Annotated in this window: 16 protein-coding genes, 1 tRNA gene and 1 pseudogene; 5 read left to right on the forward strand and 13 right to left on the reverse strand. The window is 68.3% G+C overall.

Features of this window, described 5'->3' with window-relative positions; genetic code table 11:
* On the reverse strand, positions 1-759 hold a 759-nt coding region (locus VM681_06970; GenBank protein ID HVL87727.1), incomplete at its 3' end, for a hypothetical protein.
* A 63-nt stretch (positions 760-822) separates the two neighbouring features.
* Between VM681_06970 and VM681_06975 the strand changes: the two genes are divergently transcribed.
* From VM681_06975 to VM681_06985, 3 genes are read left to right on the forward strand one after another with little or no spacing between them, the layout of a single operon-like run.
* A complete protein-coding gene (locus VM681_06975) occupies positions 823-1,908 on the forward strand; it encodes a M28 family peptidase (protein HVL87728.1) in 1,086 nt (361 codons plus the stop codon).
* Between the two features lies 1 nt (position 1,909).
* Positions 1,910-2,227, forward strand: a complete 318-nt coding sequence (locus VM681_06980) for a transcription factor S (protein ID HVL87729.1) — start codon at positions 1,910-1,912, stop codon at positions 2,225-2,227.
* A 7-nt stretch (positions 2,228-2,234) separates the two neighbouring features.
* On the forward strand, positions 2,235-3,110 hold the full coding sequence (locus tag VM681_06985; protein HVL87730.1) for a PrsW family intramembrane metalloprotease: 876 nt from the start codon (positions 2,235-2,237) through the stop codon (positions 3,108-3,110).
* Here the strand turns inward: VM681_06985 and VM681_06990 are convergent.
* The 9 genes and pseudogenes from VM681_06990 to VM681_07030 form a co-directional block, all read right to left on the reverse strand.
* Complete coding sequence (locus VM681_06990) at positions 3,107-3,358, reverse strand: KEOPS complex subunit Pcc1 (protein ID HVL87731.1); 252 nt, start codon at positions 3,356-3,358, stop codon at positions 3,107-3,109. The genes VM681_06985 and VM681_06990 overlap by 4 nt on opposite strands.
* Position 3,359: 1 nt before the next feature.
* Positions 3,360-3,500 carry a DNA-directed RNA polymerase subunit P gene (locus tag VM681_06995; GenBank protein ID HVL87732.1) on the reverse strand — a complete coding sequence of 47 codons (141 nt, stop codon included), beginning with the start codon at positions 3,498-3,500 and terminating at the stop codon, positions 3,360-3,362.
* A gap of 125 nt (positions 3,501-3,625) precedes the next feature.
* Positions 3,626-3,883 (reverse strand): annotated as a pseudogene (gene rpl37A, locus VM681_07000) (50S ribosomal protein L37Ae).
* A 95-nt stretch (positions 3,884-3,978) separates the two neighbouring features.
* Positions 3,979-4,770 carry an exosome complex protein Rrp42 gene (rrp42, locus tag VM681_07005; protein ID HVL87733.1) on the reverse strand — a complete coding sequence of 264 codons (792 nt, stop codon included), beginning with the start codon at positions 4,768-4,770 and terminating at the stop codon, positions 3,979-3,981.
* Entirely contained in the window at positions 4,771-5,598 is an 828-nt protein-coding gene (gene rrp41 / locus VM681_07010) for an exosome complex exonuclease Rrp41 (protein HVL87734.1), read from the reverse strand. It abuts the gene before it with no gap.
* A gap of 11 nt (positions 5,599-5,609) precedes the next feature.
* Positions 5,610-6,671: an exosome complex RNA-binding protein Rrp4 gene (gene rrp4 / locus VM681_07015; GenBank protein ID HVL87735.1), complete on the reverse strand. Its 1,062-nt coding sequence runs from the start codon at positions 6,669-6,671 to the stop codon at positions 5,610-5,612.
* A gap of 62 nt (positions 6,672-6,733) precedes the next feature.
* Positions 6,734-7,438: a ribosome assembly factor SBDS gene (locus VM681_07020; protein HVL87736.1), complete on the reverse strand. Its 705-nt coding sequence runs from the start codon at positions 7,436-7,438 to the stop codon at positions 6,734-6,736.
* 12 nt (positions 7,439-7,450) lie between these two features.
* Positions 7,451-8,170 (reverse strand): archaeal proteasome endopeptidase complex subunit alpha, encoded by a 720-nt coding sequence (psmA, locus tag VM681_07025; GenBank protein HVL87737.1) that lies wholly within the window; start codon positions 8,168-8,170, stop codon positions 7,451-7,453.
* A 165-nt stretch (positions 8,171-8,335) separates the two neighbouring features.
* Positions 8,336-8,716, reverse strand: a complete 381-nt coding sequence (locus VM681_07030; protein ID HVL87738.1) for a hypothetical protein — start codon at positions 8,714-8,716, stop codon at positions 8,336-8,338.
* 396 nt (positions 8,717-9,112) lie between these two features.
* Here VM681_07030 and metK point away from each other — a divergent pair, with 396 nt between their 5' ends.
* Positions 9,113-10,324, forward strand: a complete 1,212-nt coding sequence (metK, locus tag VM681_07035) for a methionine adenosyltransferase (protein ID HVL87739.1) — start codon at positions 9,113-9,115, stop codon at positions 10,322-10,324.
* Positions 10,325-10,524: 200 nt separating this feature from the next.
* The gene (locus VM681_07040) at positions 10,525-10,782 is read left to right on the forward strand and encodes a hypothetical protein (GenBank protein HVL87740.1); all 258 of its coding nucleotides are present in this window, start codon (positions 10,525-10,527) and stop codon (positions 10,780-10,782) included.
* A 32-nt stretch (positions 10,783-10,814) separates the two neighbouring features.
* On the opposite strand, the gene uppS is transcribed toward VM681_07040, so the two are convergent.
* The 3 genes from uppS to VM681_07055 form a co-directional block, all read right to left on the reverse strand.
* Positions 10,815-11,603, reverse strand: a complete 789-nt coding sequence (gene uppS / locus VM681_07045; GenBank protein ID HVL87741.1) for a polyprenyl diphosphate synthase — start codon at positions 11,601-11,603, stop codon at positions 10,815-10,817.
* A gap of 1 nt (position 11,604) precedes the next feature.
* Positions 11,605-11,675, reverse strand: a tRNA-Gly gene (locus tag VM681_07050).
* Between the two features lie 42 nt (positions 11,676-11,717).
* On the reverse strand, positions 11,718-12,153 hold a 436-nt coding region (locus VM681_07055), incomplete at its 5' end, for a PrsW family glutamic-type intramembrane protease (protein HVL87742.1).

Consider the following 12,153-nt stretch of genomic DNA (forward strand, 5'->3'; position numbering starts at 1 on the left):
TCTTGTCGTCGCTTGAGGCCTCCCGTCGCGCCGGTTCACGACGCGCCGGGAGGCCTCAAGCGACGACAAGACGGCGGTCGAACGAAGCCCCGCCGGTCCTCCGGATGCGAGCCGGCCGTACGACACGCCCGGTTCCGTGGCGATGCGCGCGAAGAGGGATTCGCGCGTCGTTGCGTCGGCTTCCGAGCGCAGCCAACGTGCGGCGCGACGCACGACGCGATAGCGCGTCGGCTCATCGTGCAGCGCCCACCCCAGCGCGGAGAACGTGCCCAACGCAAGTCCCGCCGGCGCAAGCCACACGGCTTCCGGTTCGCCCGGCGGTTCGCGAGGCACGTAGTCGGGGGATCCAGAGAGAACGGAGATCCGGCCGAGCGTCAGAAGGCGCCCCTGCTCCCAGACGGACTCGATCGTAAGGATTTCCAGACCCCTGAAGCCGTCGGGGGCCCGGACCTCGATTTCCACGTAGGTGGCTTCGTGGGGCCGTGCGACCACGACGGCCGGCGTCAGACGGACACCCCAACCGGAGGCGACGTAGGCGTCAAGCGTGACGACGATGGGCTCGGGCCCTTGGTGCTCGAGGCGGGCCAGGAAGCTCCCGTCCGCGCCTTCCGCCGTCGTCCGGTGCGCCGGGATCAGGAGAACGACCAAGCTGTCCTGGGGTGACGAGTCCTCCACGGGAGGCTCCTCGGCCTGCGCCGCGGGGACGAGCAGGGGGATGAGCAGGGCCGCGGCAAGCGCCCAAAAACGAACGTCGGACAACGGAATGCGAAATGGAGAAGGCAACAAAGCTTATGAGGCAAACGGCCGACTTGCCCACCGGACATGTCCAGGCTTGCGCTGCCCGCCGCGCTGCTGCTTTCGATCCCCCTCCTCGCCGGCTGCCTTCAGCCGACCCCCGAGGCCAACGTGGGCGCTTCCGCGGCCGATCCCTTCGAACCCGTGAATGCTGTCCTCTCCCTCCTTCCGGAAGGCGACCGCGTGCGGGCGTTCGTGCTCGACATCTCGACGCGGTTTCCCGGTCGAGCGGGCGACGAGGCCCCCTCCAAGCTTGGCGCGCGCGAGCTTCTTCGAACCGAGCTTTCGGCCGGCGGGCTTGCCGTTGTCGATCATGCCTACGAGCAAGGCGGCGACGCGCCCAACCGCGGCGTGAACGTGCTTGGGATGCTTCCCGGGCGCACGGACCGCTGGATCGTCGTGGGAGCCCACTACGACAGCGTGCGCAACTCGCCGGGCGCCTGGGACGACGGTTCGGGCACGGGCGTCGTCCTCGAGCTTGCCCGCTCGGCGGCCAGCCGGGAATGGAACCACGGCTTGATCTTCGCCCTCTGGGACGACGAGGAGGAAGGCCTCGTGGGCAGCGAGAACTTCGTCCTGGACCACGTGGACTCGACGTACTCCGTCGCCGCCATGTTCCAGTTCGACGCGCCGGGCTTCAACTACCCGTGCGAGGACCCCGGGCTTGGCCCGTTGCCTCTCTCCGTCTACCATGGGCTGCCGGGCTGGCGCGACCAGACCGCGCTTGTCGACGCCGTGCGGGAAACGGCGGCGGAGAAGGGCTACCCGGCGGGGGCCGTCGTGATCCGCGAGGGTGAGATCGTGAGCAATCCGCCAAGCGGCATCGTGGCGCGCGGCACGAGCGACCACGCGAGCTTCGCCCACGCGGGCGTGCCCTACCTTTTCTTCTTCAGCAGCACGAGCCACGAGCTCGCCCGCGTCCAGAACCCGGTCACCGGTCGGACGACGACGGTCGCCACGCCCTGGACGATGCAGTTCCACGGGCCGCTCGACACGTACGAACAGCTTCTCCTGCGCTGCGGCAACGACGCCGCGCGCTTGGCGGGCGCCTACCAAACGGCGCTCGACCTTGCGATGGGAACGCTTATCCGGTTCGACGCCGTCGCGCCTTGACGTGTTCTGCCCCAACTGCAAGAGCATGATGTTCCCGGTTGCAGGCAAGCTCACGTGCCGCAAGTGCGGAGCGACGAAAGCGGCCGAATCGCAGGTGATCCGCGACACGGAGAAGCCGCGCGACGACAAGTCGCTGTTCATCGAAGACCCCGGCAAATACGCGATGCAGATCCACCCCATCGACGACCAGGTGTCGTGCGGAAAGTGCGGCAACCTCGGCGCCTACTACTACCTGCGGCAGACGCGCAAGTCCGACGAGCCAACGACGGCCTTCTACACGTGCACGCGGTGCAGCAACAAGTGGCGGCACGCCCGCTAGGAGCCGCATGGCCGTCGCCGGACTTCCGGACGAGGTCCTGCTGTACGCCGTCGGCGCCGTCGCCTCGCCGATTCTCGTGGCCGCGTGGCTGTGGCACCGAAACCTCGTTCGTCGGGAGCGCCTGCGCGACGTCGGCCTCATGTTCCTCTGGGGCGCCCTGGTGGCCACGTCCGTCTCGGTGGTGCTCGAGTGGCCGTTTTCCGCCGGCGGCGTGGGCAGCCTGGTCCTTCTTGCCGTCGTCGTGGCGCCCCTCGTCGAGGAAGCCGCCAAGCTTGCCGGCGTGCACCTCCTGCGCCGCCGCTTCACGGCGCTTCCCGACGGCTACGTGATGGGCGCGGTCTCGGGCCTGGGTTTTGCCGCCGCCGAGAACGTCGTCTACGTCCTCGCCGTGTACGCAGCCGCAGGCGGCGAGGGCGCCGTGGCGGTCCTTGTCCTGCGCGCGTTCACGAGCACCTTCGTCCACGCGGCGGCGACGGCGACAAGCGGCTTCGGCCTCGTCCGCAAGCGCCTGTCGGGGCTTCCGCTTGCTCCGTATTTCCTCACCGCAGTCGCGCTCCACGCGGCGTTCAACGGCGCCGCGTTGTGGACTGAATTCACTGGAGACGCGTCCTTGACCGTCGTCGTCCTGTTCGCGCCGGCCGTCCTGCTTTGGCACGTGGCCCGGCGCATCCACGCCCTCGAACGGCTCGCGCCGGTCCTCACGAGGCCCGGCGAGCCCGCGCTCCCGTGGCCGCCGCGGCGGCCCGGCTGGGTCGGCCGCGCGTGCACGCAGTGCGGCCTTGCCGTGTCCGTGCCGCCGGGCCTTGCATGGGAATGTCCCCGCTGCCGATCCGTGCAGCCGCCGGCGCCTGCGCCGCCGGCCGGCGTCCCGCCGACCGACTAGGCCGGCCGCGCCCGCTGCGCGATGCGGGCGGCCTCGTCCGCCAGGCGAAGGTTGCTGTTGAGCGAGGCGCGCAGCGAGGAGATGTCTTCGGCCCGGATGTCGATGGAAACGCGGCGGCCCTGCAGCGTCACGGCCGTCCAGGACCGCTGGATCGGCTCGGTGACCTCGGGCGCAAGGCTCGCCTGGACCGCGCGCGCGTGCGCCTCCGACGCAAAATCGAGCGTGACGACAAGCGTGTGCTCGGGCAACCTATCGCGCCTTGATCTTCTTGGGTACGGTGGGGCGCTCCTTGTAGAACACCTTGGAGCCGCAGTACGGACAGCGCATGCCGATGTTGTTGGCGTCGAATTCGATCGAGCGCTTGCACTTGCCGCAGCGGTACATCGGGATCACTCCTCGGAGGGCGTCTCGGACGCCTTGGCGCCGCGGCCGCGGCGACGGGGCGAAGGCGCGGTCGGCGCGCCCGGCGCGACGGCGCCGAGGATCTCCTCGCGCTTCTTCTTGCGGCCCTCGAGGGCTTCCTTGATGGCGCGTTGGCTCGCCTTGTACGCGGGAGTCTCCGGGACGTAGGCGCCGCCGGCGAAGGTGTGGCCGCACTTGCGGCATCCCCAGATGCCGGCCGAGACGCGGCGAACCTTGGGCGCTCCGCAGGTGGGGCACGTGTGGGTCGCCTTCATGCGGCTCTCGACCTCGCGGATCTGGCGACGGATCGAGACGCCGTAGCGCGGGCCGAACCGGCCCACGGACTTGACCTTCTTCGTTCGCTTGGACATGGAGAGGACCCTCCGCGACGACGGTTCGCAAACCAGTGACCCTATTTAAACGTTCGTTCGGGTCGGGCAGCGAAGCGGCGTTGGCGCGGCGGACGCTAGCGAACCGCCTCCAAGAGCTTGGCGCGAATCTCCTCGCCCTTGATCCTGGCCGTCCGCACGCATTGGAGGACCTCGTCCTTCGTGAGCGTTCCGGCGAGCCCTTTCTGCATGGCCCGGATGAGGCCGTTCTCGTCGACGGCCACGGTAAGGCGCGGCGCGGCGACCTGGTCTTCCAGCAGGTTCGGGTCCACGACAAGCCCGTTCCCGATCTTGGCGTGCGTGACCGAGATGGGGGTGTGCTGGATGGGCAACGGAAAGTCGACTCCGTCTCCCTTCTTGTACTTGGCCGCCGGCACCTTGGCCGACAGGAGCGCGCCCATGGCCGCCAGGCTTGCCGCGTCGAAAAGGTTCCCGTCGTAGTCGACGATGTGGAGGTCGATGTACACCATCCACACCTCCTCGCCGGGCGTGATGCACATCTTCTCAAGCGCGATCGTGTCCGTCTCGCGGATGCCGCGGTCGACCACGCGCGCAAGCTCGATCGACTCGGGGCGGGGGGGACCGGCCTCGAAATCGGGCGAGGCCATGGGAATGAGCTCGGCCGACGTCGTCATGACGCCCGTGGCCGGCTGATCGGGGTACGGCGTTCCGGGCTGGATCTTGACGCCCGCGAAGACCTCGGTCTCCCCGATCTGCACGCGCGCCGAGCCCTCGGCCTGGCCCACGACGCGCGGCTGGATGCGAACCTCACGGAACTGGTCGAACGCACGGCCGTCCGTGCGCTTGCCGTCCCGAACGAGGCTTTCGACATAGTCACGCCGGATGTCGGCGACGACGCTTTGCGCCATCTACCATCCCTCCTCGGAGCCGCCCGCGGGCTTCTCGAGCACGTCGGCGCCCTCGTCGGAGGCCGTCGGCGGCTCCATGTCGGGAGGCGCCGGGGGCCGGTCCGTCACGGCCGCGTCCTTGTACCGGTCGCGCAGCGCCTGCTTCTGGATCTCGTGGATGCGCGCGCAGGCCTGAATGGCCATGTCGATGGCCTGCGAGAGCTCCTCGTCCGTGAAATCGCCGTCCATCTGCAGCAGGACGATCTCGCCCGTGCGCGGGATGGTCGCGATCGGAAGGTCGGTCTCGCCGTAGTTGTCCTCCTCGCGCGCAAGGTCGAGCACCACGTGCCCGTCGATCTTGCCGGCGGCGCAGGCCGCGACCATGCCCTTCATGGGGATGCCAGCGTCGGCGAGGGCCACGCTTGCCGCCGTAAGGCCGGCGCAGCGGCTGCCCGCCTCCGCCTCGATGATCTCGACGAAGACGTCGATCGCCGTTCGCGGGAACAGGTGCGTGAGGATGACCGGCCTCAGGGCTTCGCTCGTGACCTTGCTGATCTCCTGGCTTCGCCGGTCCGGCCCCGGCCGCTTGCGATCGCCCACGGAGAACGCGGCCATGTTGTACCGGCAGCGCACGATCGCCTGGGTCGGGTTCATGTCGTGGCGCGGGTGCACCTCGCGCGGGCCGTAGACGCCGGCGAGCACCTTGTTGCCGCCCCATTCGAGGTAGCAGGACCCGTCCGCGCGCTTGAGCACGCCGGCGTGGATCTTGATCGGGCGAAGCTCGTCGGCGGAGCGGCCGTCGATGCGCTTTCCGTTGTTCCACAGTTTCATGCCTTCGGGTGGTTTCATTCCCATGATCGTCACTCCTCGTCGCTTCCGCTGCCGCGCCCGCGTCCGCGTCCGCCGCGCCGTCCCCGGCGCCGGCGGCGGGGCGCTCCCTCGCCGCGAGCGGGCGGTTCCGCCCCGCTGTCGGCGTCGTCCTCGCGCATGCTTGGCGCCTCGTCGCGCTCGCGCGGGGGTCGCGGTTCCCGACGGACCTCGCCGGCTTCCGGGCCCCATTCGCGCCGCCGGCGCGGCTCGTCGTCCCGTCGACGGCCGAAATCGCCGCGCCGGCCGCCTTCGCCGCGCCGGTCGCGACTCCCTTCTCGGCGTCCGAAGTCGCCGCGCGGCCGATCCCGGTCGCGGGGCGGCCCGCGCCGCTCGAAGCGGTCCTCGGGGGGGAACTCCTCCTCGGTCACCGGCGTTCCCGCGGGTTTGTAGTCGGCCAGGAAGGCGCGAACGCGGTCCGTAAGCCCGGAGGTGTGCGCGTTCTCCTCGATCATGCGCAGCGCCGCGATGGCCATGGCCACGTCGGGCGCCTCGCCGTCGATCCAGATGACGCCGTTTTGCCCCACGAACGTGCGCGTGGCCGTGGCCGTCTTGATCTGGGAGATCATGGAGCCGTTCTTGCCGATCACGCGCGGGACCTTCGTGGGCGCGATCTCAACGGTCGTGCCGCCCTGGAGCTTGCGGCACTGGCGGTCCTTCATGGTCGCGACCGCCTTCTTGAGGGGGTCCACGTTGAGAATCTTCACGAGAACGGTGTCGCCGGGAGCGAGGTACTTCGTGGTCTCGCCGAACTCGACGCGCCAAGGCACGTCGTTCACGTGCATGCCCACGTCCGTGGGCGCGCCGACGTTGAGGTACCAGTTGCTCGGGCCCGCTTCGACGACGGTCGCGACGACCATGTCGTTGCGCTGCGGGTCGTAGCGTCCCGAGAGCGAGATCACGCCGATCGTGTCGCCGCGCACGAGCCGAAGGCCCAGGCGGGCGGCGTACACGCGGCCGGCTTCCTTGTAGGTGTTGGGGCCCGGCTTGAAGCGGCCCGAGTCGTCCAATACGTCGCCGGGCACCACGAGGGTCCGGCTTTCTTGTTCGTCCATGGTTTCACGTTCCTTGCGCGCCGGTCAGCGGCGCCGGGGCGCCGCGCGTCGCGGTCGTTTCTTCATTTGATGAGTCGGGTCTCCACGTTGCCGTGGGTCTTCCGGTTGAGTTCGTCGAAGAACTCGGTCTGCATTCCGGCGGGCATCTCGACGACGCCCATCCAGCTTCCGTCCTTCTGCCATTCCTCGCTCTTGAGAAGCCCAAAGCCCTTGACGAAGCCGTAGGCCTTGCCGACCTCCGTGGCGGGGAGGTGGACCGCGATCGACACGTTGTCGATGCGGATGGGAAGAAGCGGCCGGAGGGCCGCAAGGACCGTTTGGAGCTGCTCCTCGGCGCTCTTGAAGGGATCGACGTGCACCTTGGCCTCGGCCATCGCCGTCTCGATGCGCGTGGGCGGGTGCGGCGCCTTCGTCTGGGGGTTCATCGCGTTGCGGGCAAGGAGGGCGACGATCTGCTTGTGCTTCTTGTCCTGGAGCACGCGGCGCTGGTCCGTCGTCAGGTGGAACTCGCCCTTGAGCAGGATTCGCTTTGCGACTTCGGCCACGTCCGTGGTGCCAAACGTCTCCTTGACGGTCGTCTCGCCGGCCGCGTCCCCCTTGCGTGCGTCCTTGAAGATGGTGTCGATGGCAAGGTCCTTGTTGACGTCGACCTGCGCTTTTTCCTTGGCCTCGCGCACGCGAAGCGCGGCATCGGGGTCGACGAGGATCTCGAACCGGTGTCCGTGGAGTTCGTACCGCGCAACGACGGCCTTGTCGAGGGACACCACGCGCGATGCCCCCTATCGTCCGCCGGAGGCGGCGTCGGCGTACCGTTTGACCTCGTCGGGCTCAAGCTTGCGGAAGTTCTCCTGCCGCGTGACCACGCCGATCTCCAAGGCGGAGGCGTTGAGCTTGCCCTCGGTGGCCTTGAGGAGAGCCTTCAGGCCGAGTTGGATGGCGGCGTCCTTCTCGAGGCCCTCACGGAACTGCTCCTCGAAGACCTCCATCACGGCGTTGCGCCCGGCTCCGATGGAGCTTGCCTTGTAGGCCATAAGCGCGCCCGAGGGGTCGGTCTCGTAGAGGTGCTCGCCCGTGGTGTCGATGCCCGCGATGAGAAGCGCCGTGCCGAACGGCCGCACGCCGCCGTACTGGGTGTAGGTCTGCTTGAAGTCGCAGACCTTCTTGACGAGGCTCTCGACCTCGATGGATTCCTCGTACGTCACGCGGTTGAGCTGCGCTTCCACGCGGGCGCGGTCCACGAGCACGCGGGCGTCGGCGACAAGGCCGGAGGTGGCGCAGCCGATGTGGGTGTCGAGCTTGAAGATCTTCTCGATGGACTGGGGCTCGATGAGCTGGCTTGTGATGCGCTTGTCGACGATGAGAACGACGCCGTCCTTGAACTTCAAGCCGACCGTCGTGGTTCCGCGCTTGACGGCTTCGCGGGCGTATTCGACTTGGAACAGGCGGCCGTCGGGCGAGAACACGGTGATCGCCCGGTCGTACATTTGCGCTGGCTGCATGATTCAAGACCTCTTTCGGGGGTTCGCGCGTCTGCGCGGGATCGAAGAAGCGGCGGGGGTTTGGGGCCTTCCGCAGGCGGGCGGCATTCGCCCGGCGCTCTTTGGTTCCGGCAGCGGGGAGGAACATAAGGACGTTATAAATAGGTTTTGTACTGGGAGAGCCGGTCACGGCGGCGACCGGGGCGCCCCTTTCCGCCGCTTGCGTGCGATGGCGTGACGTGCGCCGCGCAGCGTGCCGCTCGTGGAGAGGGAGGCGATGCGCACGGGACGATCCTTCGAGCCGGCCCACCGCACGCCGGCGAGGCGCTCGCGGGCCGCAAAAGCGTCGCGGGGCTCGGCTCGGATGACGCCGTAGCCTTCGGCGAGATCGATCAGGACGGGCGGCGGACCGGCGGGAACACCGCTCACGTGCGACGACCAGACGCCACGAATGGCGCCGAGAAGGGCCGACCGCGAAACGTCCGGCGGAACCACCTCGAAAGCGACGTAGCGGCGGCGCTGGCGTCGAACTCGTTTTCCACGGGTCCCGCCGGCCGCACCGGTCATGGACCTAGGATGCCGAGTTCTTATATATCAAGAAGTTTCTCTTGAAGGGAAGAGGGTGGGCATCGTATGCGGGGTCAACTTTCGCTCGTTTGTCGGGACTGCGGCGACGTGAATCATTTCGATCCGAGCGCCGGCGCGCCGGGCGTCTGCGCATCCTGCGGACTCTCGCTCGGCGTGGCCTCCTCCCGCGCGACCGAGAATCTCCTCCGGCTCGTGAACAAGTCGGCTGGTCGCGCCAGTTCGGGCACGCGCGTGTCGTCCGTCGCGCGCCTCCGCCGCTAGGCCAAGGGCCTTGAATCGCGCGGAAATTACCGCCAAGAATCGTTGCTTCGACAACCTATTAATACAGCCGTCCCGCTTCACCGCCACCCCCGGCCCGCCCGGCGGTGATGTCGCATGCCTCGGCGCTACCTCTTCACGAGCGAATCGGTCACGGAAGGCCACCCGGACAAGCTCGCCGACCAGATCTCCGACGGGGTTCTCGACGCCATCCTCGCGCAGGACCCGGAGGGCCGCGTCGCGTGCGAGACGCTCACGGCCACGGGGCTTGTCGTGATCGCCGGCGAGATCACCACGCGGGCTGTCGTGGACTACCAGAAGGTGGCGCGCGCCGTCATCCACGACGTCGGGTACACGCGGTCCTCGTACGGTCTTGAGGCCGACTCGTGCGCGGTCGTGACGGCCGTCAACGAGCAGTCGCCGGACATCGCCCAGGGCGTCGGAACCGCGGGCGCGACCGAGCTTGGCGCGGGCGACCAGGGGCTCATGTTCGGCTACGCGACGGACGAGACGCCCGAGCTCATGCCGCTTACGATCACGCTTGCCCACCGCCTGTCTCGGCGCCTGGCCCAGGTGCGGAAGAGCGGTATTCTGCCCTGGCTTCGGCCCGACGGCAAAAGCCAGGTCACGCTCGAGTTCGAGGACGAGAAACCCGTGCACGTGGACGGCATCGTGATCGCGGCGCAGCACGACCCCGAGATCGACGTCCAGACGCTCCGCGCCAAGGTCCGCGAGCACGTCGTCCAACCCGTCATCGGCGAGTACGTCGAGTCGGCGAACCTTCCCTCGAACTTCCTGTCGGACCGCACGAAGCACTACATCAACCAGACTGGCCGATTCGTCCGCGGCGGGCCGTACGGGGACTCCGGCCTCACCGGCCGCAAGATCATCGTGGACACGTACGGCGGAAGCGCCCCCCACGGCGGCGGCGCCTTCTCCGGCAAGGACCCCACGAAGGTGGACCGGTCGGCAAGCTACGCGGCCCGGTGGGCCGCAAAGAACGTCGTGGCAGCCGGTCTTGCGCGCCGCTGCCAGATCCAGCTCGCCTACTGCATCGGCTACGCCCAGCCCGTGAGCGTGTACGTGAACACCTTTGGCACGGGCACCGTAGGGGACGAGCGCATCGAGGAAATCGTCAAGCAGACGTTCGACTTCAGCCCCGCGTCCGTCATCCGGGAGCTCCAGCTGCGTCGCCCGATCTACCGGCAGACGGCCGCGTACGGGCACTTCGGCCGGACCGACCTCGACCTGCCCTGGGAGCGTGCGAACCGGGTGGACGAGCTGCAGAAGTCGCTCAACACCAAGGAGCAGCGGCTTCTCAAGCGCTAGGCGGGCATGCGGCCGGCCGTCCGTCCGAGCGAGCCGGAAGATTACGGAAAGTAAGCCGGGATTTCATTTAAACCAGGGAAAAATTTCCGCTGGCGAAAACCAGGTTCATAGCCGGATCCCGAAAGTATATAGTCCCTCACGTTCCATGCCCCTTGTCTAGGTCCAGCGGCCCAGCCGGACCTTTTGAAGAGGGTGCCCACATGGAACAGACCATCACATCCACCGCCGGACGCGTCGTCATCGATTGGAACAATTTTCAAGTGGGCACCGTCAAGGAGGACGCCCGGGACCCCAAGACGCGCGAGCTGCGGGGGCTCGTCGTCGCCTTGACCGAGGACGCCCGCAGCCGAACGGGCACGAGCGAGCAGACGCTCATCATCCCGGCAAGCTACATCTACGGCGTGCGCCGCGACCAAGTGACGCTCGACCGCAGCTTCGACGAGATCCGCAAGAAGTAGGGGCCGCTCGGCGCGATCTCCGCGCTTGACCGCTATTCTCCAAACCGCCGGTTTCGCACCTGGTACGTCCGGATGGCCCTCAGGAAATCGACCTTTCGGAAGCCCGGCCACAGCACGTCCATGAAGACGAGCTCCGAGTAGGCAAGCTGCCACAGGAGGAAGTTGCTGATCCTCTCCTCCCCGCTCGTGCGCAGGATGAGGTCCGGGTCGGGGAGGTCGGCCGTGTACAGGCGGGACGAGACGGTCTTCTCGTCGATGTCTTGCGGGGCGAGGGTTCCGGTCCGCGCCTCCTCGGCGATCTGGCGGATGGCGTGGAGGATCTCCTGGCGTCCGCCGTAGGCCACGCACACGTTGAAGAAATACTGGTCGTAGTCGCGCGTACGCTCCTCCGCGTACCGGATGGCGTCCTGCACGCGCCGGGGAAGGTCGTCGACCTGTCCGATGGCCCGCACGCGGATCTTGTGGCGGTGGACGCGCTCGTCGTCGGCCATGCGGCGGAAGTTCTCGTCGAAGAGGTGCATGAGCGCCGTCACCTCCCACCGCTGGCGCCGGAAGTTCTCGTTCGAGAAGGCGTACACGGTGAGGACGCGGACGCCCACCTCAAGGCACCAGTCGAGCACCGCCTCCAGCGTGTCCCGCCCGAGCGCGTGGCCTTCCGTCGGCGAAAGCCCCATCTGCTGGGCAAAGCGCCGGTTGCCGTCCATGATGATCCCGATGTGGCGCGGGACGGGCGCGGAACGGACCTCGCGAAGGAGCGCCTGCTCGACGCCGCGCGCGACGGCGTCCGAGAGCGCGCCTCCGAGGTCGACCCGACGGCCCATATGCGGACGCCGGGATTCGAACCCGGGCAGCAAGCTTGGGAAGCTTGCGTTCTACCGCTATACTACGTCCGCGACGCTGCCGCAAACGGGGCCGGGCGCATAAACCTTGACGCCTCACGCGCGCGCGATCGCCCCGCGCAGCACGCGGAACGCGCCGACGGCAAGCAGCACCGCGAAGAGGAAGTTGAGGCTCAGGACGACCTCGCCCACGGCAAAGGGCGCAAGGAACGCTGCGATGTAGTTGAAGAGCGCGTGGAGGACGACGGCGAAGGCGTAGTACGGCAGCACGGCCCACGCGCCGCGGCCGCCCAGGCGCGCGCGGGCCATGCCATAGCCCGTGACGCCGGTGGCGGCCGGGTGGACGAGGATCGAGGAGAGGCTGCGAGCGAGCACGGTGAGCAGCCAACCGAACGTTCCGCCTTCGACGAGCGCCTGCAGCTGGTACGCGAGATTCTCGGTGGCGCCAAAGCCAAGGCCGCAGGCCGCCCCATACACGGCGCCGTCGACGCTGCGGCGGATGCGCGAGCGGGCGAGGTTCACGCCGTAGGCC

This window comes from Candidatus Thermoplasmatota archaeon (assembly GCA_035541015.1).
Classification (GTDB): domain Archaea; phylum Thermoplasmatota; class SW-10-69-26; order JACQPN01; family JAIVGT01; genus DATLFM01.

Excerpts from the sequence above, each read along its gene's own strand:
- VM681_07030 (HVL87738.1), bottom strand. The coding sequence starts at position 8,716 with ATGACCGGTGCGGCCGGCGGGACCCGTGGAAAACGAGTTCGACGCCAG.
- VM681_06985 (HVL87730.1), top strand. The coding sequence starts at position 2,235 with ATGGCCGTCGCCGGACTTCCGGACGAGGTCCTGCTGTACGCCGTCGGC.
- rrp42 (HVL87733.1), bottom strand. The coding sequence starts at position 4,770 with ATGGCGCAAAGCGTCGTCGCCGACATCCGGCGTGACTATGTCGAAAGC.
- psmA (HVL87737.1), bottom strand. The coding sequence starts at position 8,170 with ATGCAGCCAGCGCAAATGTACGACCGGGCGATCACCGTGTTCTCGCCC.
- VM681_06975 (HVL87728.1), top strand. The coding sequence starts at position 823 with ATGTCCAGGCTTGCGCTGCCCGCCGCGCTGCTGCTTTCGATCCCCCTC.
- rrp4 (HVL87735.1), bottom strand. The coding sequence starts at position 6,671 with ATGGACGAACAAGAAAGCCGGACCCTCGTGGTGCCCGGCGACGTATTG.
- metK (HVL87739.1), top strand. The coding sequence starts at position 9,113 with ATGCCTCGGCGCTACCTCTTCACGAGCGAATCGGTCACGGAAGGCCAC.
- uppS (HVL87741.1), bottom strand. The coding sequence starts at position 11,603 with ATGGGCCGTCGGGTCGACCTCGGAGGCGCGCTCTCGGACGCCGTCGCG.
- rrp41 (HVL87734.1), bottom strand. The coding sequence starts at position 5,598 with ATGAAACCACCCGAAGGCATGAAACTGTGGAACAACGGAAAGCGCATC.
- VM681_07040 (HVL87740.1), top strand. The coding sequence starts at position 10,525 with ATGGAACAGACCATCACATCCACCGCCGGACGCGTCGTCATCGATTGG.